Origin of the sequence: Nonomuraea sp. NPDC049028, from assembly GCF_043197735.1 — a bacterium.
Classification (GTDB): domain Bacteria; phylum Actinomycetota; class Actinomycetes; order Streptosporangiales; family Streptosporangiaceae; genus Nonomuraea.
Window position 1 is genome coordinate 547,551 of sequence record NZ_JBICTR010000004.1, and the last position, 22,166, is coordinate 569,716.

17 protein-coding genes are annotated in these 22,166 nt (G+C 70.6%); 4 read left to right on the forward strand and 13 right to left on the reverse strand.

What is annotated here, in order from left to right:
• Nucleotides 1-3 precede the first annotated feature (3 nt).
• The 6 genes from ACGFJ2_RS17950 to ACGFJ2_RS17975 form a co-directional block, all read right to left on the reverse strand.
• Nucleotides 4-1,827 (reverse strand): ABC transporter ATP-binding protein, encoded by a 1,824-nt coding sequence (locus ACGFJ2_RS17950; RefSeq protein ID WP_393469440.1) that lies wholly within the window; start codon nt 1,825-1,827, stop codon nt 4-6.
• A gap of 26 nt (nt 1,828-1,853) precedes the next feature.
• On the reverse strand, nt 1,854-3,617 hold the full coding sequence (locus tag ACGFJ2_RS17955; protein ID WP_393469444.1) for an ABC transporter ATP-binding protein: 1,764 nt from the start codon (nt 3,615-3,617) through the stop codon (nt 1,854-1,856).
• Nucleotides 3,618-3,670: 53 nt separating this feature from the next.
• Nucleotides 3,671-3,916, reverse strand: coding sequence for an MbtH family protein (locus ACGFJ2_RS17960; protein WP_357952240.1), 246 nt, complete (start codon nt 3,914-3,916; stop codon nt 3,671-3,673).
• Between the two features lie 99 nt (nt 3,917-4,015).
• Complete coding sequence (locus ACGFJ2_RS17965) at nt 4,016-5,095, reverse strand: FecCD family ABC transporter permease (RefSeq protein ID WP_393469447.1); 1,080 nt, start codon at nt 5,093-5,095, stop codon at nt 4,016-4,018.
• Nucleotides 5,092-6,162, reverse strand: a complete 1,071-nt coding sequence (locus tag ACGFJ2_RS17970) for a FecCD family ABC transporter permease (RefSeq protein WP_393469450.1) — start codon at nt 6,160-6,162, stop codon at nt 5,092-5,094. Before ACGFJ2_RS17970 ends, ACGFJ2_RS17965 begins: the two co-directional genes overlap by 4 nt.
• Complete coding sequence (locus tag ACGFJ2_RS17975) at nt 6,162-7,487, reverse strand: lysine N(6)-hydroxylase/L-ornithine N(5)-oxygenase family protein (protein ID WP_393469453.1); 1,326 nt, start codon at nt 7,485-7,487, stop codon at nt 6,162-6,164. Before ACGFJ2_RS17975 ends, ACGFJ2_RS17970 begins: the two co-directional genes overlap by 1 nt.
• 81 nt (nt 7,488-7,568) lie before the next feature.
• On the opposite strand from ACGFJ2_RS17975, the gene ACGFJ2_RS17980 reads away from it, so the two are divergent.
• From ACGFJ2_RS17980 to ACGFJ2_RS17990, 3 genes are all read left to right on the forward strand, one after another.
• Nucleotides 7,569-8,507: a methionyl-tRNA formyltransferase gene (locus tag ACGFJ2_RS17980; protein ID WP_357952236.1), complete on the forward strand. Its 939-nt coding sequence runs from the start codon at nt 7,569-7,571 to the stop codon at nt 8,505-8,507.
• Nucleotides 8,508-8,683: 176 nt separating this feature from the next.
• Nucleotides 8,684-10,249 (forward strand): M28 family peptidase, encoded by a 1,566-nt coding sequence (locus ACGFJ2_RS17985; protein WP_393469456.1) that lies wholly within the window; start codon nt 8,684-8,686, stop codon nt 10,247-10,249.
• Between the two features lie 104 nt (nt 10,250-10,353).
• Nucleotides 10,354-12,282, forward strand: a complete 1,929-nt coding sequence (locus tag ACGFJ2_RS17990; RefSeq protein ID WP_393469459.1) for a cytochrome c oxidase assembly protein — start codon at nt 10,354-10,356, stop codon at nt 12,280-12,282.
• Here ACGFJ2_RS17990 and ACGFJ2_RS17995 read toward each other — a convergent pair.
• Genes ACGFJ2_RS17995 through ACGFJ2_RS18010 form a run of 4 tightly spaced genes read right to left on the reverse strand, consistent with a single transcriptional unit; the run spans nt 12,199 to nt 17,267 of the window.
• On the reverse strand, nt 12,199-14,118 hold the full coding sequence (locus tag ACGFJ2_RS17995) for a hypothetical protein (protein ID WP_393469462.1): 1,920 nt from the start codon (nt 14,116-14,118) through the stop codon (nt 12,199-12,201). The genes ACGFJ2_RS17990 and ACGFJ2_RS17995 overlap by 84 nt on opposite strands.
• A gap of 14 nt (nt 14,119-14,132) precedes the next feature.
• The gene (locus ACGFJ2_RS18000; protein WP_357952232.1) at nt 14,133-15,023 is read right to left on the reverse strand and encodes a carbohydrate ABC transporter permease; all 891 of its coding nucleotides are present in this window, start codon (nt 15,021-15,023) and stop codon (nt 14,133-14,135) included.
• A complete protein-coding gene (locus ACGFJ2_RS18005; protein ID WP_357952231.1) occupies nt 15,013-15,885 on the reverse strand; it encodes a sugar ABC transporter permease in 873 nt (290 codons plus the stop codon). The genes ACGFJ2_RS18000 and ACGFJ2_RS18005 overlap by 11 nt, the downstream gene beginning before the upstream one ends.
• An 11-nt stretch (nt 15,886-15,896) precedes the next feature.
• On the reverse strand, nt 15,897-17,267 hold the full coding sequence (locus ACGFJ2_RS18010) for an extracellular solute-binding protein (RefSeq protein WP_358173731.1): 1,371 nt from the start codon (nt 17,265-17,267) through the stop codon (nt 15,897-15,899).
• Nucleotides 17,268-17,368: 101 nt separating this feature from the next.
• Between ACGFJ2_RS18010 and ACGFJ2_RS18015 the strand changes: the two genes are divergently transcribed.
• Nucleotides 17,369-18,142, forward strand: coding sequence for a FadR/GntR family transcriptional regulator (locus ACGFJ2_RS18015; RefSeq protein ID WP_393469467.1), 774 nt, complete (start codon nt 17,369-17,371; stop codon nt 18,140-18,142).
• A gap of 103 nt (nt 18,143-18,245) precedes the next feature.
• Here ACGFJ2_RS18015 and ACGFJ2_RS18020 read toward each other — a convergent pair whose 3' ends face one another.
• The 3 genes from ACGFJ2_RS18020 to ACGFJ2_RS18030 all read right to left on the reverse strand — a co-directional run bounded on the left by ACGFJ2_RS18020 (nt 18,246) and on the right by ACGFJ2_RS18030 (nt 22,098).
• Nucleotides 18,246-19,691, reverse strand: a complete 1,446-nt coding sequence (locus ACGFJ2_RS18020; protein WP_358173733.1) for a peptidoglycan recognition family protein — start codon at nt 19,689-19,691, stop codon at nt 18,246-18,248.
• Nucleotides 19,692-19,818: 127 nt separating this feature from the next.
• Nucleotides 19,819-21,096 carry an ABC transporter substrate-binding protein gene (locus ACGFJ2_RS18025; RefSeq protein ID WP_393469470.1) on the reverse strand — a complete coding sequence of 426 codons (1,278 nt, stop codon included), beginning with the start codon at nt 21,094-21,096 and terminating at the stop codon, nt 19,819-19,821.
• A gap of 129 nt (nt 21,097-21,225) precedes the next feature.
• Nucleotides 21,226-22,098 (reverse strand): AraC family transcriptional regulator, encoded by an 873-nt coding sequence (locus ACGFJ2_RS18030; RefSeq protein WP_393469473.1) that lies wholly within the window; start codon nt 22,096-22,098, stop codon nt 21,226-21,228.
• Nucleotides 22,099-22,166 lie beyond the last annotated feature (68 nt).

Below are 22,166 nucleotides of genomic sequence, written 5' to 3' on the forward strand. Positions count from 1 at the left end.
AACTTAGGTTAGCCTAGCCTTACTTGATGAGGAAGTGGGTGTACGCGTCTCCCAGGCCCGCCACAGTTCGGCGTACCGGCCGCCGGCGGCGACCAGTTCGTGGTGCGGGCCCTCCTCGACGACCTTGCCGTGTTCGAGGACGACCACCCGGTCGGCCGACGCCGCCTGGGTGAGACGGTGGGCGACGATCAGGGTGGTACGTCCCCGGGTCGCCGCGGCGGCGGACGCCTCGATGTCACGAGCGCCCAGGCTGCCCGCCTCCGCCGTGGCCTCGTCCAGGACGGCGAACGCGGGGGCCGCGAGTACCAGCCGCGCCAGAGCGAGTTGCTGGGCCTGGGCCGCCGTCAGCTCGTGCCCGCCCTCACCGACCACCGTGTCCAGGCCCTCCGGAAGGCTCCGCGCCCAGTCCAGCGCGCCTACGGTGTCCAGTGCCGCGGCGGCCTCGTCCGGCGAAACCCCCGGCCGGGCCAGGCGCAGGTCCTCGATCAGCGGCCCGGCGAAGACATGGGTCTCCTGGGTGACGATCGCCACCCGCTCCCGCAGTTCCGCCGGAGCCAGCTCCGCCAGCGGCACGCCGCCGACACGCGCCTCGCCGTGCCCGGCCCGCAGGATCCCAGCCGCGATGGCCGCGAGGGTGGACTTGCCCGCCCCCGTCGACCCCACCAGCGCCACCCGCGCACCCGCCGCGACCCGCACGCTCACGTCGTGGAGCACATCGACCTGGCCGTCATAGCTGAAGCGCACGCCGGACAACTCAAGCGAGCCGTCCGCGGGTACGCGTGGCGCCCGATCCGAATGTTGGGGCGCCGGAGAGAGTTCGACCACGCCGACGAGCCGGGCCAGGCTCGCGCCCGCCGCCTGTACCTCGTCGAAGGTGAACAGCAGCATCGCGATCGGGTTGAACAGCCGATGGAAGAGGACCGCCGCGGCGGCACTCTCGCCGACCGTCACCGACCCCCCGCGCACCAGCAGGAACCCCGCCACCAGGATCGCGGCCAACCCGAAGAACTCCGCCCGGTTGACCCGGCCGACGAAGCGCGTGAACAGCGTGAAGACCGAGACCGAGATGTCGCGGGCCCGCCCGGAGGCGATCCCGATGTCGTGCAGCCGCGCCTGCTCCAGACGGTAGGCGTGCACCGTGCGTACACCCTGCATGTTCTCGACCAGCAGCTGCGACGAGTCCGCCACCGCCTGCCGCTCCCGGGCGTACTGGGGCGCCGCACGCGGCAGGTACCACCGCAGCGCCACCGCGTACAACGGCACCGCCACCGCGCCGGCCAGCCCGAGCCGCCAGTCGATCCCGGCCATCGCGGCGACGCTCAGGACACCCAGCAGGAACGCCGAGATCATCGTGGGAATCACGTCGGAGGCCGCCTTGCCGATCGCGGCCGCGTCGCTGCCCACCCGCGAGAGCAGATCGCCCTTCCCGGTCCGTTCGAGCGTCGTGGCGGGCAGCGTCAGCGCCCTCGCCACGGTCGCCTCCCGCAGCACCGCGAGAATCTGCCCGCACAACCGGCCGATCAGGTACGTCGCCAGGCCGGTGGCCAGCCCGCCGACCACGGCCGCGACGATGATCACGATCGTGATGGGCACGATCGCGGAGGCTGGGGCGTGCTCCCGCACCCGGTCCACGAGAGCGCCCAGCGCGTACGCCGGCACCACGGAGGCGACCGCCCCCAGGAGGCCCACCAGCAGCGCGAAGGTGAGACTCGGCCACCTGGCGCGCAGTTCGCGCCACAGCCACACCCAGGTGAGGCGCGCGCCGGCGACCGGGAGCAGCTCGCGATCTCGTCCGGCGTCCGTCCCGTCGCCGCCTGATCCAGTCACGTCAGCACCGGCCTCGTCTGCTCGGGTCATCTCAATACCGCCCGGTTGTAGTCGCTGTCGGTCGCGGCCAGCTCGGCGTGGCTCCCCTCGGCGACCACCCGGCCGCCGTCGATGACGACGACCCGGTCCGTCGCGGCCAGCATCGCGGGACTGCTCGTGACCACGACGGTGGTGAACGGCCCTGCCTCGCCGCGCGGGTGCCACGGAGCCTGTACGCCCTGCTCGGGGGCCTGCCCTGGGGCCTGCGCGTGCCGCAGCGCTCGTACGCCCTGGGCGATCGCGTGTTCGGTGACGGCGTCCACGGCCGTCGTCGGGTCGTGCAGCACGAGGATCGGCGGGCGGGCCAGCAGCGCCCGGGCGAGCGCGACCCGCTGCCGCTGCCCACCCGACAGACTGACACCCCGCTCGGTGACCAGGTGCTCCAGACCGTCGGGATGGGCGGAGAGCACCTGCTCGGCAGCCGAGGCAGCCAGGACCTCAGCCAACAGAGCCGGACCGGCCGAGCCCGCCGCCAGTGCGCCGACGGTGAGGTTGTCGCGGATTGTGCCGGTGAACAGGTCCGTCTGATGGGGTTCCACCAGCATCGTCCGGCGGGCGTGCGCCAGCCGTATCCGGGCCAGTTCCCGACCGCCGACCAGGACCCGGCCGTCGTACTCCTCCGGCGCCACCCGCCCCGAGAGGACCTTGACCAGCGCCTCTCCGTCGGCGGAGCGGTGTGCCGCAACACCCACGAACTCGCCGGGACGCACGAGCAGGTCCACCCCGTCGAGGGTGCCGTATCTGAGGGCGCGCACCTCCAGACCGGGCGCTCCGTTGCCGGACGCCCTGTCGCCGGACGCCCCGTGGTCGAGTGGCTCGGTGCCGTCGGGTACCAGTGGGGCCGCGTTCAGGATGACGGCCACGCGCTCGGCCGACGCTCGCGCCTCCGCCACCCAGCTCGGGACGATGGCGAGCAGCCCGATCGGTTCCATCAGGAACTGGGCGAGCCCGATCACGGTGATCAGCTCCCCGGCGCTGATCCGCCCGGTCAGCGCGAACCACCCGGCCAGGATCGCGATGCCGCAGGCCAGCAGCGCGCCGCAGGTCGTCGAGGCGGCCACGTACACGCCCTGCGTGCGGGCCGCCCGCACGACGGCTCGCAGGGAACGCCCGCTGACCTCCCGATAGCGCTGGGCGGCCGCGGCCTCGGCGCCGAGGCCGCGCAGCGGACGCAGTCCGCTGACCAGGTCGGTCGCCAGTGACGTGGCCTCCGCCGCGCGTTCCTGCTGCTCGGTCACCCGCTTGGTGATCAGCGGCGTGCCCGCCTGCAGCGCGAGGAGCACCACGGGCGTCCCGACGAGGACGGCCAGCCCGAGCCGCCAGTCGATCACGAGCAGCGCGACGGCGCTCACCACCGTCGCCGTCACCGCGCCGGCGACGCGCGGCACGTAGTCCAGCAGGTACGAGGTGTTGTCGGTGTCGGTGGTCGAGACGGTGAGCAGGTCGCCGGCGCGCCGGTCGGTACGGATGCCGCGCGGATGCATGATCTTCTCCGCCACCTCGACCCGGAGGGTGTGGGCCTCCACCGCGATGGCGAGCATGAGCTGCCGGGCGCCGAACCGGTACACCGTCGTCAGCACGACGAACAGCACCGCCAGGGCCGCCACCCAGAGCACGAGGGCGCCACCGTCGCCGGGGCCGATGGCCCGGTCGACGATGACCCCGATGAAAATCGGTACGAGTGACTCGCACACCTGGTGGAGGCTGATGAGAGCGGTTCCCAGGCCCAGCCGCCGCCGGTTGCGGGTCACCGTACGCAGGAGAACGCGCCACCCCGTCCGGGGCCGCGCCGTGGCTGACGCGTTCAGCTGTCGTTCACCTGGGCCGACGCGCGGGCCATGCTCTCACGCAGGCTCTTGGGACGCAGGTCCGTCCAGTTCGCGTCGACGTAGTCGAGGCACGCCTGCCGCTTGCTCTGGCCGCCTTCGCCGAAGACGATTCGCCAGCCGCCGGGCACCTCCTTGAAGGTGGGCCACAGGGAGTGCTGTTCCTCGTCGTTCACCAGGACGTAGAAGGTGCCGTTCTCGTCGTCGAAGGGGTTGTCGGACACTGTGCCTCCTCGGCATCGGGGTGGATGGATGGGAGCGCGGGATGACCAGCGGCGTGTGCGTCTACGGGTCGCCCCGCGCCACGGCGACGATGGCTCTCCTCATCGGCTGCGCGCCTGCCTGGCCAGCAGCCAGGCGAAGTAGACGCCGCCCAGCGACACCGTGACGATGCCGACCGGCAGCTGGGTGGGGGCGAAGGCCCGCTGAGCGAGCCAGTCGCTCGTGGCCAGCAGCAACGCGCCCGTGACCGCGGACGGCATCAGCGCGATGCCGGCCGTACGCGTCAGCAGGCGGGCCAGCTGCGGGACGGCGAGCGCGACGAACGAGATCGGCCCGGCGGCGGCCGTCGCCACCGCCGTCAGCGCGACCCCGATGACGAGGTACGCCAGGCGCGACCGCTCCGTCCGTACGCCGAGTGCCGCGGCGGCGTCGTCCCCCATGGCCAGCAGGGACAGGCGCGGCCCGAGGGCCACCAGGAGCGCGGTCGGCAGCGCGACCGAGACGGCCACGGGCAGGACCTGGTCCCAGGTCAGGGTGTTCAGGCTGCCCTGTCCCCAGATCGCGGCGGCGACGGCGGTCTGCAGGTTCACCTTGATGACGAACCACTGGTTGGCCGCGCCGAGGATCGCGCTGACCGCGATCCCCACGATGATCAGCCGGAACCCCTGGACGCCCTTCCGGTAGGCCAGCAGGTAGACCGCGGCGGCGGCGAGCAGGCCGCCCGCCAGCGCGCCCGCGGCCGTCTGGTAGTAGTCGCGGCCGACGAACATCATCGTGACCAGCACTCCGGTGTAGGCGCCGGTGTTGAAGCCGATCACGTCGGGGCTGCCCAGGGGATTGCGCATCAACGACTGGAACACGGCACCGCTCAGCCCCAGGGCCATCCCGATGAGCAGGGACAGCAGTACTCGTGGCAGCCGCCATTCCATGATCACCAGCCGGGCGGGACCTGGCTCGCCGCCGAGCAGGACGCGGACCACCTCCCCGACGGGCACCTCGAACTCGCCGGTGCCGAGGGCTAACACGCCCACCGCGAGGGCCGCCAGACCCAGCACGCCGCAGATGACCGCCGTCCGCACCCCGAACCGCAGCGACACCGACGCCCCACGCACGACCACGACCCGCCGGCCGAAGTCCAGACCAGATCCCGAGTCCAGACCGGAACCCGTCGGGCCGGTCACTGGCCGCTCACCGTTCTGCGGCGGATCAGCCAGATCAGCACCGGCCCGCCCACGAACGCCGTCACGATCCCCACCTGCAGCTCCGCCGGCCGGATGACCACCCGGCCGACGACGTCGGCGGCGAGCATGAGAACCGGCGCGCACACCATCGTGTACGCGAAGATCCACCGCTGGTCCGGGCCGACGATCCAGCGGACGGCGTGCGGCACCATCAGGCCCACGAACCCGATCGGGCCCACGGCCGCGGTGGCCGCGCCGGCCAGCAGGGTCACCGCGACCATGGACAGCGCCCGCGCCCGCGCGATGTTCGTGCCCAAGGACCGGGCGAGATCGTCCCCGAGCGCGATGGCGTTGAGGGAGCGCGCGACGGCCAGTGCCAGGACCAGCCCCGCCGCGACGAACGGCGCCACGGCCCCCGCGATCGACAGCGGCCTGCCCGCCAGCGTGCCTACGTCCCAGAACCGCAGGTAGTCGAACGCCCGCGGCTTCAGCAGCCGGATCCCGCCCGAGACGCCCTCCATGACCGCGCCCAGCGCCACACCGGCGAGCGTCAGCTGGATCGGCGTCGCGCCCCTGCTGCCCGCCGAGCCCAGCGCGTACACCAGGACCATCGCGACGGCGCTGCCGAGGAAGGCGAACCACACGTACGACCAGATCCCGGTGAGCCCCAGCACCCCGATCGCGAAGACCACGAACAGGCCCGCGCCCGCGTTGACGCCGAGGATCTGGGTGTCGGCCAGCGGGTTGCGGGTCACGGCTTGGAGGAGCGCGCCCGCGATGCCCAGCGCCGCGCCGACGAGCAGGCCCAGCGCGGTCCGGGGGACGCGCAGCTCGCGTACGAGCACCTGGTCGTCGGTGTTGGTGAAGTGGGCGAAGGCGTTCCAGACCGTGTCCGGGGCGATGTTCTTGGTGCCGATGACGATGCTCAGGACGCAGGCGACGGCCAGCAGCACCACGCACATCGCCAGCCAGGCGCTGCGGCCCGCGTTCGTCGCGGCGACGCCGCCGGTCGGCTGCCGCTCCGTCCGCTTGGGCGAAGTCGGCGAGTGTGGGCGCAGGGATACCACTAGCTCGTGGCTCGCGCGCGGTTGGCGAGCAGCGAGTCGCGGATCTCGCCGGCGCGTACGGCCGTGGTGGACAGCAGGGTTGAGGTGATGCCGTGCGTGTGCTCGCTGGCCCCCTGTACGTAGATGCCGGCCGACACGTGCCAGGGCACCTCGACGCGGTAGTCGCGGCCGATCCGGACCTCGTCCTCCTCGTCGCGCAGGCAGAGCTTGGCCGTCTCGCCGAGCACGGCGCCGATGTCCTGGGGGCGGTAGCCGGTGGCGTGCACGAGGATGTCCGTGGCCAGCACCTCCCGCTCGCCGGTGGGCAGGAACTCCACCGTGACGTCCAGGCGGTCGCCGTTGACGCTGACGTCCCTGATGCGGGAGACCTTGAGGATGCGCAGGCGTTCGTTGCCCTGGACCTTCTCGCGGTACATGGTCGCGTACAGGGACTCGATGAGGTCCATGTCGACCACCGAGTAGTTGGTGCCCCGGTGATAGTCGTGGAGCGCCTGCTTGACCGAGGGCGGAGCCTGGAAGAAGGTGTCGACGGCTTCGGGGTCGAAGATCCGGTTCGCGAAGGGGCTGTCGTCGGCCGGGGTGTAGCCGTACTTCGCGAACACCGCGCACACCTCGGCGCCGGTGAAGGTCCGGTGGAGATAGTCGGCCGTCTCCGCCGCGCTCTGCCCGGCTCCGAGCACCAGGATCCGGCGTACCGGGACGCCGGCCTCGGTGAGGGCGGCCACGCGCGGGATCAGCTCGCTGTTGTGCCACACGCGGTCGGACAGGGCGGCGTCCGGCGGCAGGTGGGGTTCCAGGCCGGTGGCGACGCAGATGTTGCGGGTCCGGCGGACGATGACGCGGTCCGGGTCGCCGGGGTCGCGGCTGGTCACGTCGAACAGGGGGACCTCGCCGTCCTCCGTGACGACCGGCTCGATGGACAGGACCTCGGCGGAGTACTCGACCATCTCCCGCATCCGGTCCGCGGCCCACTCGAAGTAGCCGTGGAAGTCGATCCGTAACGGGAACAGCGTCTTGTGGTTGAGGAAGTCCACCAGCCTGCCGCGCTCCTTCAGGTAGCACAGGAAGCTGAAGTCGCTCGCCGGGTCCCGCATGGTGACCAGGTCCTTCAGGAACGACACCTGCATGGTGGCGTCGTCGAGCAGCATGCCCCGATGCCAGCCGAAGGCGGCCTGCTTCTCCAGGAACCCGGCGCGCAGCCGGTCCGCTTCCGGGACCCGCGCGTTGTGCTCGTCGACGGCTATGGCCAGCGCCAGGTTGGATGGCCCGAATCCGACTCCCAGGATGTCGTAGATCGTGTCCGGACCACTCGGCAGGGTCTCCACCGCGGCATCGCCTCCCTTATCGGGGCAATAGTAGATAAGGTAAGGCTAACCTTTCAAGAATCATGGCAGAGAGGATCGATCATGCGAGTGGTCATGTTCGGGTACCAGACGTGGGGCCATCGGACATTACGCGCCCTGCTCGACTCCGGCCACGACGTGGTCCTCGCCGTCACCCATCCCAAGAGCGAGCACGCCTACGAGAAGATCTGGGACGACTCGGTCGCGGAGCTCGCGGAGCGGCATGACGTGCCGGTGCTGCTGCGCAACCGGCCCGACGACGCCGGCCTCCTCCAGGCGCTCCGGGACGCCGCGCCGGACATCATCGTCGCCAACAACTGGCGGACCTGGCTGCCGCCGGAGATCTTCGACCTGCCGCCGCACGGCACGCTCAACATCCATGATTCGCTGCTTCCGGCGTACGCGGGCTTCTCCCCGCTGATCTGGGCCCTGATCAACGGCGAGCGGGAGGTCGGCGTCACCGCGCACCGCATGAACGCCGAACTGGACGCGGGCGACATCCTGCTGCAACGGGCCGTACCCGTGAAGGACGACGACACCACGACCGACCTCTTCCACCGGACGGTGGACCTGATCGAGCCGCTCGTGCGGGAGTCGCTGGACCTGATCGCCTCCGGCCGGGCGCGCTGGGTCCCCCAGGACCGTACCCAGGCCAGCTTCTTCCACAAGCGGTCGGTCGAGGACGGCCGGATCGACTGGTCCTGGCCGGCGGAGGACCTGGAGCGGCTGGTCCGTGCCCAGTCCGACCCGTACCCGAACGCGTTCACCCACCATCGCGGCGAGCGGATCCAGATCGTCTCGGCCGCGGTGTCGCAGGCCCGCTACGGAGGCACCCCCGGACGGATCTTCATCCGGGAGGGGGACGGCGTGGTCATCGTCGCCGGCGCGGACGCGCGGACGGGGCAGCGGCGCGGGCTGGTGGTCAAACGGCTGCGGACACCGGACGGCGCCGAGCACGCGGCCACCGACTACTTCCGCACCATGGGCGGCTACCTCGGATAAAGCAACAGGCGCGGCCACCTCGGACAGCGCCACGACATGCCTGGCTGCCGGAGGGTGTCCGGTATTCGCGGGGGCGGCTCCTAGAATGGAGTGATCATCTGACTGGCGGTCGCCAGGTTCTTCCCGGCTGATGGTGTCCGGATCGCACTACACCCACCGCCAGTTAGAGGAGCCCTATGCGTACCGTCATGCGCGGGGGTGTCTACCGCGCCCTCACCGTGGTCGCGGCACTCACCCTCACCCCTGTCGCCGCCCACGCCGACACCGCCCCCGGCCCTGCCGAGGGGAGGCTGATCGGCTTCGGGGCCCTCACGGCGGTCAAGGAGCACCTGCGGGCGTTGCAGGCCGTCGCCAACATCTACCACGGCACCCGCGCGGCGGGCACCCGCGGCCACGACGCGTCGCGTGACTACGTGGCCGCCAAGCTCAGGGCCGCCGGTTACCAGGTGACCGTTCAGCCGTTCGACTTCCCCTTCTACCAGGAGAGATCCACCGCGCTGATGGAGCGGGTCGCCCCGGCGCACAAGGTCTACGCCCCCACCCCGCCCGACGGCTCCGGCCTCGGCGAGTTCGCCACGATGAGCTACTCCGGGCGCGGCGCCGTCATCGCGGCCCTGCAGAACGTCGACCTGGTCCTGCCGCCCGGCCCGACGCCGAGCACCTCCACCTCCGGCTGCGAGGCCGCCGACTTCGCCGGGTTCACGCCGGGCAAGATCGCGCTGTTGCAGCGCGGCACCTGCACCTTCCTGGTCAAGACGCGGAACGCCCAGGCGGCGGGCGCCGTGGCCGCGATCATCTTCAACGAGGGCCAGCCGGGCCGTACCGCGACTCCGCAGGGCAACCTCGGCGAACCGGTCTCCATCCCGGTCGTCGGCGCCTCCTTCGCGGTCGGCCAGGAGCTCGCCACGGGGGCGACGGTCCACCTCAAGACCGACACGATCAGCGAGGTACGCACCACCTCCAACGTGATCGCCGACTCCCCGTGGGGCGACCCGAACAAGGTGGTCATGTCCGGGGCGCATCTGGACTCCGTCCTGGAGGGGCCGGGCATCAACGACAACGGCTCGGGCAGCGCCGCGCTCCTGGCCGTCGCCGAGGCGCTCGGCAAGATCCCCACCCGGAACAGGCTCCGCTTCGCCTGGTGGAGCGCGGAGGAGCTGGGCCTGCTGGGCTCGAAGTTCTACGTGGAGCACCTGACGCCCGCCCGGCGGAGCCGGATCAAGCTCTACCTCAACTACGACATGATCGCCTCGCCGAACTACGCCCTCAAGATCTACGACGGTGACGACTCCGACGCCACAGGCGAGCCCGCCGGTCCGCCCGGCTCGGCCGAGATCGAGAAGCTGTTCGAGAGCTACTACGACCTGCTGCACCAGGGCCACAACGGGACCGACTTCGACGGCCGCTCCGACTACGGGCCGTTCATCGCGGCCGGCATCGCCTCCGGCGGCCTGTTCACCGGAGGTGAGGGCATCAAGACGGCCCAGGAGGCGGCCCTGTTCGGTGGTACGGCCGGCCAGCCGTACGACGCGTGCTACCACAAGGCCTGCGACACCACGACGAACATCAACGACCGGGCTCTGGCGCTGAACACCGGCGCCATCGCCACCGCCGCCCTGGTCTACGCCTTCAAGCCCGTCCTGCCCGGCCCGGCCGCCGCCGCGGAACCCGCCGCGGAAACCGCGGCGATCACCGCGATCGCCGACACCGGCGCCGAGCTTCGCGGAAGAATAAAGCGATAAATCCGCCCCTGCGGCCATCGAACCGCCGCAGGTACGCGGACGTACCCGTCCATAGGGGGACGCTTACCCAACAGAGGGACGCCCCCCGACAAAGGAGGACGCTGGTGCTGTCATCCGGGCGTCGGGCGCTGTTATACGCCGGTGTAGCCGTCGCGGTCGGCGTCCTGGCGCTGGTAGGCGCGTTATGGGTCGGCGGAGGCGGAACGCCGCCGCCGATCAAGGGACTGCCGACACCCGATCCGCTGACCGTCTGGGGAGTGCCGCTGGCGCGGCTGGCGCTGGAGGTGTGCTCCGTCGGCACGGTGGGGACCCTGGTCGCCGGGGTTGTCCTGGTCCGGCGCGACGCGCCGGAGGCGAGCGCCTGCGTACGCGCGGCGGGCGGCTGGGCACTGGGCTGGGCGGTCTGCGCGCTGCTGACCTACCTGCTGACGCTCGCGAACATCCTCAGCCTCCCGGCGAGCCAGGTGTTCGGCGACTTCACCCTGCTGAACTTCGGCACCGCCCTCCCCCAGACGCAGGCCATGCTCGTGGTGACGTGCACGGCCACGGTCGTGGTGCTCGGCTCCTCACGGGTACGGGACGGCCGGCGGCCCCGGTGGGCGGTCGCCCTGCTCGTGGCCGCCGCGTTCGGCCTGCTGCCGCCCGCCTACGTCGGTCACGCCGCCTCGGCCGGAGACCACGACGTCGCGGTCTCCGCGCTGATGACACACCTGCTCGCGGCAGCCGTGTGGGTCGGCGGCCTGGTGGCCGTGCTGATCCACTTCCGCCGCTCGGACCGGCTGGCCGGCGTCGTCGCCAGATTCAGCACGCTGGCCCTGTGCTGCTTCGTCGCGGTGACCGTGTCCGGTGTGGCCGGCGCCTGGGTCCGGCTGGACTCGGTGCCGCAGTTGTGGACGACGAGGTACGGCACGCTCGTCCTGGCCAAGGTGACGGCGCTGGTGGCCTTGGGCGTCATCGGGTGGATGCACCGCCGCCGTACCGTCGCCGGGATCGCCGAACGCTCCAAGCGCGGCACCTTCGTCCGGCTGGCCACCGGCGAGATCGTGGTGATGGCGGCGGCCATGGGCCTGGCCGTCGGCCTGTCGCGCTCCGCGCCGCCGACCACCGGCAGCCATGACGACCTCCTGGGCTACAACCTGGCGCCCTATTCGATCGGCCACCTGATCACCGAGTTCCGGCCGAACCCGCTGGTCCTGCTCGCCCTGGCGCTTCCGGTCATCGGCTATCTGGCCGGGCTGCGCAGGCTCGCCCGCGCCGGCGTGCCGTGGCCGGTGGGCCGGACGATCTCCTGGTTCGCCGGGGTGGCGGTGCTGGCATTGGTGCTCGCCGGCGGCGTGAGCGCCTACGCGCGGGCGATGCCGTCGGCGCACGCGCTGCAGTACACGGTGCTCAACGTCGTCGGCCCGCTGCTGCTGGCCTTCGGGGCGCCGCTGACGCTGACCGCGCGGGCCATCACATCCCGCTCACAGTACGGCGACGTCACCTCCGCCATCCTGAACAGCCCCCTGACCAGGCAACTCACTCATCCGATGACCCTCCTGGCCAGCTACGTCCTGCCGGTCCTCGTCCTCTACGGCACCGAGTGGCTGGCCTGGTCGGTCACCAACCAGGCGGTCCACCTGCTCACCCAGGGCCTGTTCTTCAGTACCGGGCTGCTGTGCTGCTGGGTGCTGGCCGGGGTCGACCCGCTGCCCCAGACGATCGCGCGGCGCGATCGCACGCGGCTGCTCGCGGCCGTCGTCGCGACGCAGGTGGTGGTCGGCCTGCTCCTCCTGTACGGGCCGGTGCTGGCCCAGGACTGGTTCGCGCAGGTGACCCCGCGCGGCGCGCCGGGCGTGGCGGCCGGGCAATGGCTGGCCGGCCTGATCTACCTGGCGCTCCCCGTGGCCGCCCTCGCCCTCCTGGCCGTACGGCTGACCCGGTCGCGGAAGGCCGCAGGGCGGGAAGGCTCAGTCCCACGGCTGCCGGTACGACGGCTGGTAAGCGTGCAGCCGCAGCCGCAGGGTCAGCGTGACGGTGGTGCCGGCCGGTAGTTCCACCGTGAGGTGCGGGCCGCCGACGGTGAGCTCGGTGGCGGACGGCACCGGCTGGTGGTGGATGTACTCGGCGTCGCGGCCGGTCCAGCCGGGCTCGGCCCCGGTCGCGACGGCGGTGGCGATCTCGTGCTCGCCGAACGCCCCCGCCTGCACGATGAGCACCCGGTCGTCGGTGGCCGAGAGGTTGACCAGCGTGACCACGGTGGCCTCCGGCTCGATGGCGCTGACCAGCGCGGCGACCTGCTCCGGCACGCCGGGGCGGCGGCGTTCGGCGTCGAAGTAGCGGACCCTGGCCTGCTGCAGGCCGCCGTTGTAGATGACCTGCGGGCCGCCCCACATCGTCTGGGCCAGCGCCTCGGTCACCACCGGGTTGACGTTCTGCCACAGGTGGATCGCCTCCTCCGGCAGGTCCCGGTCGGCGTTGGCGAGCAGCAGCGCTATGCGGCGCCGGGCCTGGGCGTGCGCGGCGGCGAGGATTTGCTGGGGGTAGTCCGGGTTGTCGCCGCACAGGTAGGCGTACCACGGCTCCTCGTGCCCGGCCTCCTCCTTGTCGCGGAACGGCCGTATGGTCGCCCAGTCATAACCGGCCGCGGCGCGCAGCGCGTCCAGGCGGGCCCGGTCCTCGGCCGCGCCGGTGTGGTGCCAGAGCGCGAACGGGACCGAGGTCTGGATCGGGTTGTAGTCGAACCAGCCTTTGTCGCTGTGCCGGTAGGGCACGAGCAGGGTGGCGGTGTCCACGTCCGAGCCGAGATGAGCGCGCCAGCGGCCCTGGTTGGCCGAGTCGCTCTGGCTGAAGGGCAGCTGGACGCCCAGGCCGATGATCGCGTCCAGGAGCGACCGGAGCAGGTCGAGGTAGCCGTCGTCCCGCGTGGCCAGCGCGGCGCTGAGCGCGCCGACGGCCGTCGCCTGGCCGACGCTGTACATGCCGTGCGGCCAGGTCCAGCCGTAGTGACCGCCGTACCAGCGCCCGTCCAGTTGGCTGCCGACCACACCGTCCAGGCCGACGTTGTCCGGGACGATCCCGCCGTTGTCCTGGGCCCGGCGCTGCCAGGCGCCGACGTACTCGCGCAGCCAGCCGGTGTATCGCTCGTCGCCGGAGACCAGGAAGGCGTTGCAGACCAGGCCGGCCACGCTCAGGTTGCCGACCGCGTCGCCCCGGCCCATACGCTCGCGCATCTCCGCGCCCAGCCGCGGGTCGTCGGCGAGCGGCGGCACCGGCGCGTCGGCCGGAACCAGCCAGTCCAGCGGGTAGCCGTACTGCGCGGCCTCGGCCTCGGTCCAGGGATAGGCGGGCGTGTCGGACACCCCGTCGCGGGCTCCCCCGCTGCCGTTGTGCGGGGCCTTGATGATGTGGTGGTCCGGGTCGTAATTGGCCGGACCGAGATAGAGGTCGGCGAACCGGGTCGCCCGCTCCGCCCAGGCCGCCGGGTCGGCGGCGGTGAGGAAGTAGGTGAAGAGCAGGCTCTCGCCCTGGTGGAACCAGTCGTAGCCGATCTCGAACTCCTCGGCGAACATGCCGAGCTCGGTCATCTGGGCCACCACACCCTCCCAGTGGTGGGCGCACGCCGGGAGCAGGTCGTCCGCGCCACCCAGCAGGTAGAGCTGCGGCCAGTTGAAGAACGGCTCGAAGAAGTCGTCCGCGCCATCACGGCTGGACAACCGGCCGGAGTAACGCAGCGAGCCGTCGGGCCGGGTGTAGCGGGAGGAGAACAGCCGCCACCCGCTGTCCAGCAGGTCGAACAGCGCGCGCTGGGACAGCGCCCAGGCCGGGGGCTCGATGACGGGGACGCTCGCCGTGACAACGGGCGGGCGCCGGGCGGAGCTGTCGGTCATAGGGTGTGTACTCCTCATCCCTTGGTCGCGCCGGCGGTCAGCCCGGCGACCAGGAAGCGCTGAGAGAACAGGAACACCAGCAACACCGGCGCGATGGAGATCAGGGTGGCCAGCACCAGTTCGGGCGGCTGCACCTCGGCGTTGGCGCCGACGACGGGGTTGAAGGTGGGGGTCGCGGCCAGCATCTGCGTCAGGCCGACCTGCATGGGGTAGTTGCCGCTGTTCGGCAGCATCACGTACGGCAGGAAGAAGTTGTTCCAGTTGTTGACGAAGCTGAAGAAGGCGACCAGCGCGACGACCGGTTTGGCCAGCGGGAGCGCAACCCGGAAGAAGGTCGCGGTCTCGCCGCAACCGTCGAGCCGGGCCGCGTCCAGCAGGTCGCCGGGGACGCTGGTGGAGAAGTAGATGTAGGTCAGGTACACGCCGAAGGGGAAGAACGACATCGGCAGCACGACCGAGGCCGTCTTGTTGATCAGCCCGAGATAGCTGAGCTCCAGGAAGATCGGCAGCACCAGGGCGGTGGCCGGCATCAGCATCACCACCAGGGTGACGATGAGCAGCAGGCGACGTCCGCCGAACCGCATGAGCGCCATCGCGTAGCCGGCCGGGATGCCGACCAGCAGGGTCAGCGCCACCGAGAGCGCCGAGTAGACGACGGAGTTCGTCATCCACGTCAGCACCGCCCCGTCCTGGAAGGACATGAGGTGCTGCCAGTTCGTGACGAGCGAGCCGATCGAGCCCGGTGACAGCGGGTTGGCGTGGATCAGGTCGGCCGGGCTCTTGGTCGAGGCGAGCAGCAGCCACACCATCGGCAGGACGAAGAACAGCGCGAAGGCCAGCAGCAGCGCGGCGATCAGCCCCCGGCCGACCAGCCGGATGACGCCGGGCCGTTGATCAGTCCGCATCGAAGAGACCTCCCCGCGCGACGAACAGCCCGGCGCAGCACAGCGCCACGATGAGCAGGTCGATCGCGATCGCCGCCGAGCCGTTGAAGTCGTTCTGGTCGAAGGCGTACAGGTAGGCGAGCTGGTTGAGCGAGTAGTCGGTCCCGACCACCCCGAACCCGGCCTGCGAGACGAGCTGCGGCTCGACGAAGAGCTGCGTGCCCGCGGCGAGGGACAGGATGAGCATGTAGACGATCCACTTGCGCAGCATCGGCAGTTGCACCCGCAGCGCCGTCTTCACCGGCCCGGCGCCGTCCACCCGCGCCGCCTCGATCACCGTGTACGGGATGCTGTTCAGCGCGCCGTACATGACCGTGATCCAGCCGCCCGCGCCGGTCCAGAAGGCGATGATCGTGAAGATCCACGGCAGATGTCCCGGCGCGATCACCTGCACGAACGTGTCGCCCCACAGCGAGCGGACAAGGCCGTCGACCGGGCTCACGGAGGGGTCCAGCATGAACAGCCACAGCAGCACGCTCGACGCGCCGGCCAGCGCGCCCGGCACGTAGTAGACGAACCGCAGCGCGGCCCGTGACCAGCGCGAGGCGAGCCGGTGCACCACCAGCGCGAGCAGCAGGACGAGCACGGTCAGGGTGACCAGCCACAGCACGAGGTAGGTCGCCACATGCCCGAGAGCGGCCACGAACCGGTAGTCCTGGGCGGTACGCAGGAAGTTGGAGATGCCGGCGAAGCGCCCCTCGCCATCGGTGAACGCCAGATTGAGCGCGTACACCGTGGGCGCGATGCCGAACGCCACCAGGAGCACCACGTACCCGGAGACGAAGACGTGCCCGGCGGCAGGCCGCCAGGAACGACTCCGCACGTGCGTAACGCTCACTTGGTGACCTGGTATCCGGACACCTGGGCCTGCTGCTCGATCGCCGTCTGCCAGTCCGGCAGCAGCGACTCGATGGTCTTACCGGCGGTCTGGCCGGGAATGACGGTCTTGGCCCAGATCGCCTCCTGGCTGAACTCGGGCGAGCCCCAGCCGGACCAGACCTGTCCGGCCGCGGCGGCGATCGGGGCGGCGATGTCGCCCGCGTAGTAGCCGCTGTCCTGCTGCTTCTTGATCCACTTCGTCGCGGCGGCCGAGAAGGCGGGATAGCCCGGCGAGAGGGCGACCTGGTACTCGTCGGCGGTGGCGACCCAGCTGATGAAGTCCTTGGCCGCCTTCAGGTGCGCGGTGTGCCGCGACAGCCACCAGGTGCCGCCGCCGACGTTGCCGGTCACCGGCTGGGTCTGGTCCGCCCAGTGCAGCGCGTCGCCGACCGCGAGCTCGCCCTTCGGGGTCTTGATCGTCCCCTGGAACACCGCCCCGCCGTACCAGGCCGGGCCGGGCAGCATGAGCACCTTGTCGCCCTGGTTCTTGACGAAGTCGGGGCCGAACAGCGGCAACATGGACATCGTCTTGTTCGCCACGAGCTTGTCCAGCATCCGCGCGGTCCGTACGCACTTGGCGTCCGTCGCCTTGACGGTGATCGCCTTGGCGCCGGTGACCTGGTTGGCCGGGCACTCGCCGCCCCACATGTAGATCTCCGGCGCCCACGCGTCACCGGCCGTGCCGATGATGTATCCCGGGTGCTCGGCGGCCACCTTCTCGCCCAGCGCGGTGTATTCCTCCCACGTCTTGGGCAACGTGTAGCCGAACTTGTCGAGCAGCTTCTTGTTGTACCAGAGCACCACCTGGGCCAGGTCGTTGCGCAGGCAGTAGACCGTGCCGTCGATGGCGCACACGTCGAGCGCGCCCTTGGCGAAGCCGCTCAGCGTGGCGTCGTCGAGCAGGCCCTTGTTGAGCGGGGCGACGAAGGCGTCGTCGCCCTGCGAGGCCCAGGAGGCGGTGTTGTTGTCGGTGGTGAACACGACGTCCGGCCAGCCCTCGCCGGCCCGGTTGAACAGCTGCACCTTGGTCTTGAGGGTGTTGGAGCCGTTGGCGTTGCCGTCGTAGGTGACGATGTCCAGCGGCACGCCGGGGTGCGCCGTCTGGTACGCCTTCGCGGCGTCGAGCCGGGTGGAGTCCACCCAGACCACGAGCTTGCCGTCCTTCTGCTCGGCCGTGCTGAACCCGTACTGGGAGGCGGCGCCGGTCGGCTTCGACGAAGCCGTGGGGTTGGGGGGACCGCAGGCCGCGACGGCGAGAAGAACCGCCGCGGCGGCGGTGGCCGCAGGCACCGCACGGCGGTACGCGGCATGACTGCGTCGTCTCATAGTGCCTCCGTTAACGGCATGTTTCGAGATATGACATCATACGAATGACATCTACACAATGGCCTATACTCAAGGCGCTGTCGTGATCAAGGGAGGGCACGTTGACTCAGCACGCGGAGGGTCCGTGGACGGACGACGCGGTGCGGCCCCAACCGCCCGCGAAACGACCCCGCCGCACCCGGGCCCCCAAGCTGGGCACCACGGTGGTCGAGCAACTGGTCGACGACATCATCCGCGGCACGCTGCGCCCGGGTGCGACGCTGCCGCCCGAGGCCGACCTGTGCGAGGAGTTCGGCGTCAGCCGCACGGTGATCCGCGAGTCGGTCAAGGTGATCCAGGAGAAGGGCCTGGTCCGGATCGAGCACGGTCGCGGCACCCAGGTCACCGAGCCGAGGCAGTGGAACCTCCTCGACGACGTCGTGCTCACCTCAGTGATCGCGCACGACGAGACCGCGGCCTTCCTCGACGAGCTGGTCACCGTACGCACCGCGCTCGAAGCCGAGATGGCCGCCGCCGCGGCGCTGGCCCGCACCTCCGACGACGATCAACGCATCGCCGAGGCGCTGGGCGTCATGCGGTCGAACGTCGCCTCTCCCCCCGATTTCGGCGCCGCCGACGTCCGCTTCCACGACGTGATCATGGCGGCCTCCCGCAACCGGCTCGGCCGCGCCATCGTCAACAGCATCCACGACAAGGCCCGCACCAGCATGCGCTACCACGGCCAGTACAACGAGGAGGTCATGCGCCAGACGCTGGACGAGCACCAGGCGATCAGCGACGCGATCTCGGCCGGCGACCCCGAGGCCGCGGCCGCGGCGATGCGCACGCACATCCTCGACTCCTGGAACCGGCGGCGCCCCACTCCGGCCCAGTGATCATCTGACATGGCGAAGGCCCCGACGACGATTCGTCGGGGCCCCGCTGTTTCTGTTTCCGGCTACCCCCGGCGCATCGCGCGTCGAGGCCGGGACGTTCCGGCTATCCGCAGTGCTCGGACGGGCTGTCGTAGGTGGACGCGCCGGCCTTGCCGCCCCATCTGACGCACTTGTCGGCCGCGTTGGCGCGTACCGGACCCGCGTAGTAGGCGAAGTTACCGCTGTCGGTGATGCGCGTCTGGCCCTCCACCTCCAGGTAGGCGCTGGTGGCCGAGGCCGTACCGAGCTGGGTCTTCTTGATCGTGGCCACGCAGTTGTAGCCGGTGGTCGAGTTGTACGTCAGGTAGACGGTGCCCGCCGTGCCCAGCGCCGCCGAGTCGATCACCTTGAACCCGGTGCCGCAGACCGATTCGGCGGTGTGCGGGTTGGTGGGGCCGCTGCCGCCGGTGACGTAGTTCATGTACGTGGTCCAGTTCCAGTTCGGACCCGGGTCGGTGTGGTCGGCCCCGGGCACCTCGCTGTGGCCGAGGATGTGCGCCCGGTCCTTCGGGATGCCGTACCGGTCGGCGATGTTGCGGGTCAGCGCCGCCGAGGAGCGGTACATCGCGTCGGTGAACCAGGAGGCGTTGTCGACGAATCCCTCGTGCTCGATGCCCACCGAGCGCCGGTTGTAGTCACCGGCGTGGAAGGCCCGGTCCTTCTCCCTGACCATCTGGGTGATGGCGCCGTCCGACGAACGGATGACGTAGTGCGCCGACGTGGGGTTCGGCCGCGGCCCGGTCTGGAACCAGTCGATCGTCCCGGCGTAGGAGCCCTGGGTCACGTGGATGACGATGCGGTCGATCGCGTCGCTGGTCGGGCGGTTGGAGACGGCGTAGTTGGAGCTGTGCGCCGCCGCCCACGTCGCCCCCGGGTAGTCGACCGCCGCCGCGAGCGTGTTGGTCTTGCCCAGCTCCTGCGCCTTGGCGTAGGAACCACGCTCGGGCTCGACGACCCGCGGCGCCGCCGTGACGGCCTCGCCCTCCGGGGTGGTGGCGCGGATCCCCTGGGCCATCAGGTCGTAGACGGTGTCGGCGTACAGGCGGGCGACCTCCGGCGAGGAGGCGCCGCCGTACTTGGCCACCGCCTGGTACCACTTGGCGGCGTCCTTGCGGGCCTTGGCGTCCAGCCCCAGCTCGTCGGCGTAGGCGCGCAGCACGGCGGCGCCGCCCGTGATGTTGGCCGCGGCGTCCGCCTTCAGGGCCGAGACGGGCTGCTTCGTCAGCGTGGCCGCCCGCTCAAGGGTGTGCGTGACGGGGTTGCTGACCAGGTGCATCACGCCGTAGCCGCCGGACGCGCTGGGCTGGCCGCGGTGACCGTCCAGGTGGGTTTCGGAGTAGGCGAGGGACACCAGCAGGTCGCGGGGCACCTCGTACGTGGTGGCCGCGCGGGCGAAGGCGTCGGTCATGGGATCGGCGGACGCGGCTCCGGCCGGTTGGCCGGTGAGCAGCGAGAGGGGGATGAGCGCACCGGCTAGCAGCGCGGCCGAACGACGGAGTCGGACCTGCACAGGTTTCTCCTCAAGAACAGTTCCGGGGGGCATCGCAAGGAGTGGAGGCCGCACGCGGCACCCGCTGTTGATCAGCCTGCAAGCGCGGCGTACAGAATTCGTACAGGTGCCGGTGCGCCCTCGAATCTCAGCTGCCGGGCTGGTGACTGCTCCAGTACTCGTCGGCGGCGCCCTGGATGTCCTCAAGGACCTTCTGGTAGCTGTCCGGCTTGACGAGGAAGGCGCCGAAGCCGTCCAGCGCGGCCGTGAGCACGGGCGGCGGCGTGGCCTCGAAGTAGCGGTTGACCAGGCGATACTGTCCGCTGCCCGCCGCCTTGCTGACCTCCGCGATCGCCTGGTCGGTGATGGTGACCTTGGGGTTGGCCGAGACGTCTCCCCTGGCGGTCGCCCACTTCTCCTGCGCGGCCGGCGTCACCCACCACTTGAGGTACTTCGTGCTGGCCTCGGGGTCGGGCGCCTTGGCCAGCGAGCAGAGCGGGCCGCTCTCGAAGATCATCGAGGTCTTGGGCAGCGCGGGGTTGACGTTCGGGATCGTGAAGTAGCCGTAGTCGGTGCCGGCCTTCAGATCGCGCTGCGTCATGCTCGTGTTGAACCACGTACCGAACGACACCATCGCGGTCTTGCCGGTCTTGAGTACGTCACCCGGGTCGGTCTTGTCGCCGGCGTTGTTGAAGTATCCGGCGTCGATCATCGACTTCCACCGCTTCATGACCTCGACCACACCGGGATCGGTGTACTTCGCCTGGCCGGTGGAGAGGCGGTCGTACAGGTCGGGATCGGTGCCGGCGAGCAGCTGCTCGAACCAGACGAAGGAGAACAGCACCGAGGTGTGGTAGAACGCGGGCACGCCGTTCTTCTTCATCGTGTCGGCGATCTTGATCAGCTCGTCCCAGGTGGTGGGGGGCTTGAGACCGTACTTGTCGAAGACCTTCTTGTTGTAGAACATCCCCCAGTAGGCGGCGTTCAGCGGCACGCAGTACTGCTTCCCGCCCACGGTGTAGTACTTCGCCAGGTCCGCCGACAGGTCGCCGTTCTTGATGGCCTCCTGCCAGAGGGCGGTCGTCTCGGCCAGCTGCTTCTGGGCGACGACCTCGGCCAGCCCGCCGCCGGTCGTCCAGGTGAACAGGTCGGGCTTGACGTTGGTGCGGAAGGACGCCTTGATGAACGCCTGGTACGTCGGCTCGTCGGTGTAGCCGACCGGCTTCATCGACAGCCCGATCTGCTGCTTGGACAGGGCACCCATCTGGTCGAAGTACTTACTCCAGGCGCCCTTGTCGTTGTAGAGCTTCAGCTCGGTCTTGCCCGCTTCCTTCGCCGTGTCACCGCTGGAGGAACAGCCCGTGAGGGCGAGCGGGGTGACGACGGCGCAGATGGCGGCCATGCACAGTAAACGCGACCGGATCATGCCCGGCCTCCTGTTCGATCTTGGGGGGTGTCTCGTACGTGGGCGTCGAGTGGGAGGGCGTGCTCGTGTCCGCCGGAGGTGGATCGGGCGGCCGCACCATGCGTCCTTCGCCCAAGTGAAGTCATCTAATCACTTGATGTGTGGGGTGTCCAGGGCCGCCGGAACCACCGCCCGCCGGGTGGCCTCCCGATAGTCGCGGGGCGCCAGGCCGTATTTCTGGTGAAAGAGCCTGCCGAAGTACGACTGGCCGGAGAAACCGCAGCGCTGGGCGATCTGGCCGATGCCCTCGGTCGTCGTGGTGAGCAGCAGCGCGGCGTGCTCCAGGCGGCGCGCGGAGACGAACGCGATCGGCGTGCACCCGTAGTGCGTACGCATGGAACGGGCCAGATGCCCCGGACTGACCGCGGCCATCGCGAGCAGCCGGGGCAGCCCGTCGCGCAGGTTCTCCTCGCGGCTCATCGCCACGCAGGCCGCCACCAGCCAGCCCGGCCGCCGGTCCACGGCCGTGCCGTCGGCCCGTTCCAGCAGCGGCACGACCGTCGTCCACAGCCCGACCAGGTCGAGCACGCGCGGCATGCCGGAATAGGCGGCCAGCACGCGGGCGAACTCCGCCGCGACGGGCCCGTCCAGGTCGGTGCGCGCCGCCAGGGGAAGGTCGCGCCGCTCCCATTCCGCCGTGCCCGCCAGCCCGGCGAGGTCGGCGAAGGCACGCCAGCGCCAACTGGGGAAGGCGATGTTGATGAAGCGCATCCCGTCGGCCGCCGTACCCGCGAATTCGTGCCGGTCATGCGGCCGGACCAGCACCACGTCGCCCGCGCGCAGCGGCATCTCCGCCTCGCCGACGCGCTGCGCGCCGGCTCCCGCGGTCACGAAGACGAACTCATGGAAATCGGCATGACTGTGCGGCTCGGGCCGGTCGCGACGGCCGCCGCTCACTGGCACCAGCGCCGCGTGGTAGGGCAGGCCGTACGCGAACTCCACCCAGCGCAGCACAGTCGGCATGTCAGGAAATTAATAGTTATGGGGCGGCGAGTGCTAGTAAGTCGGGGCGCGGAGGCCGAAGAATCCGG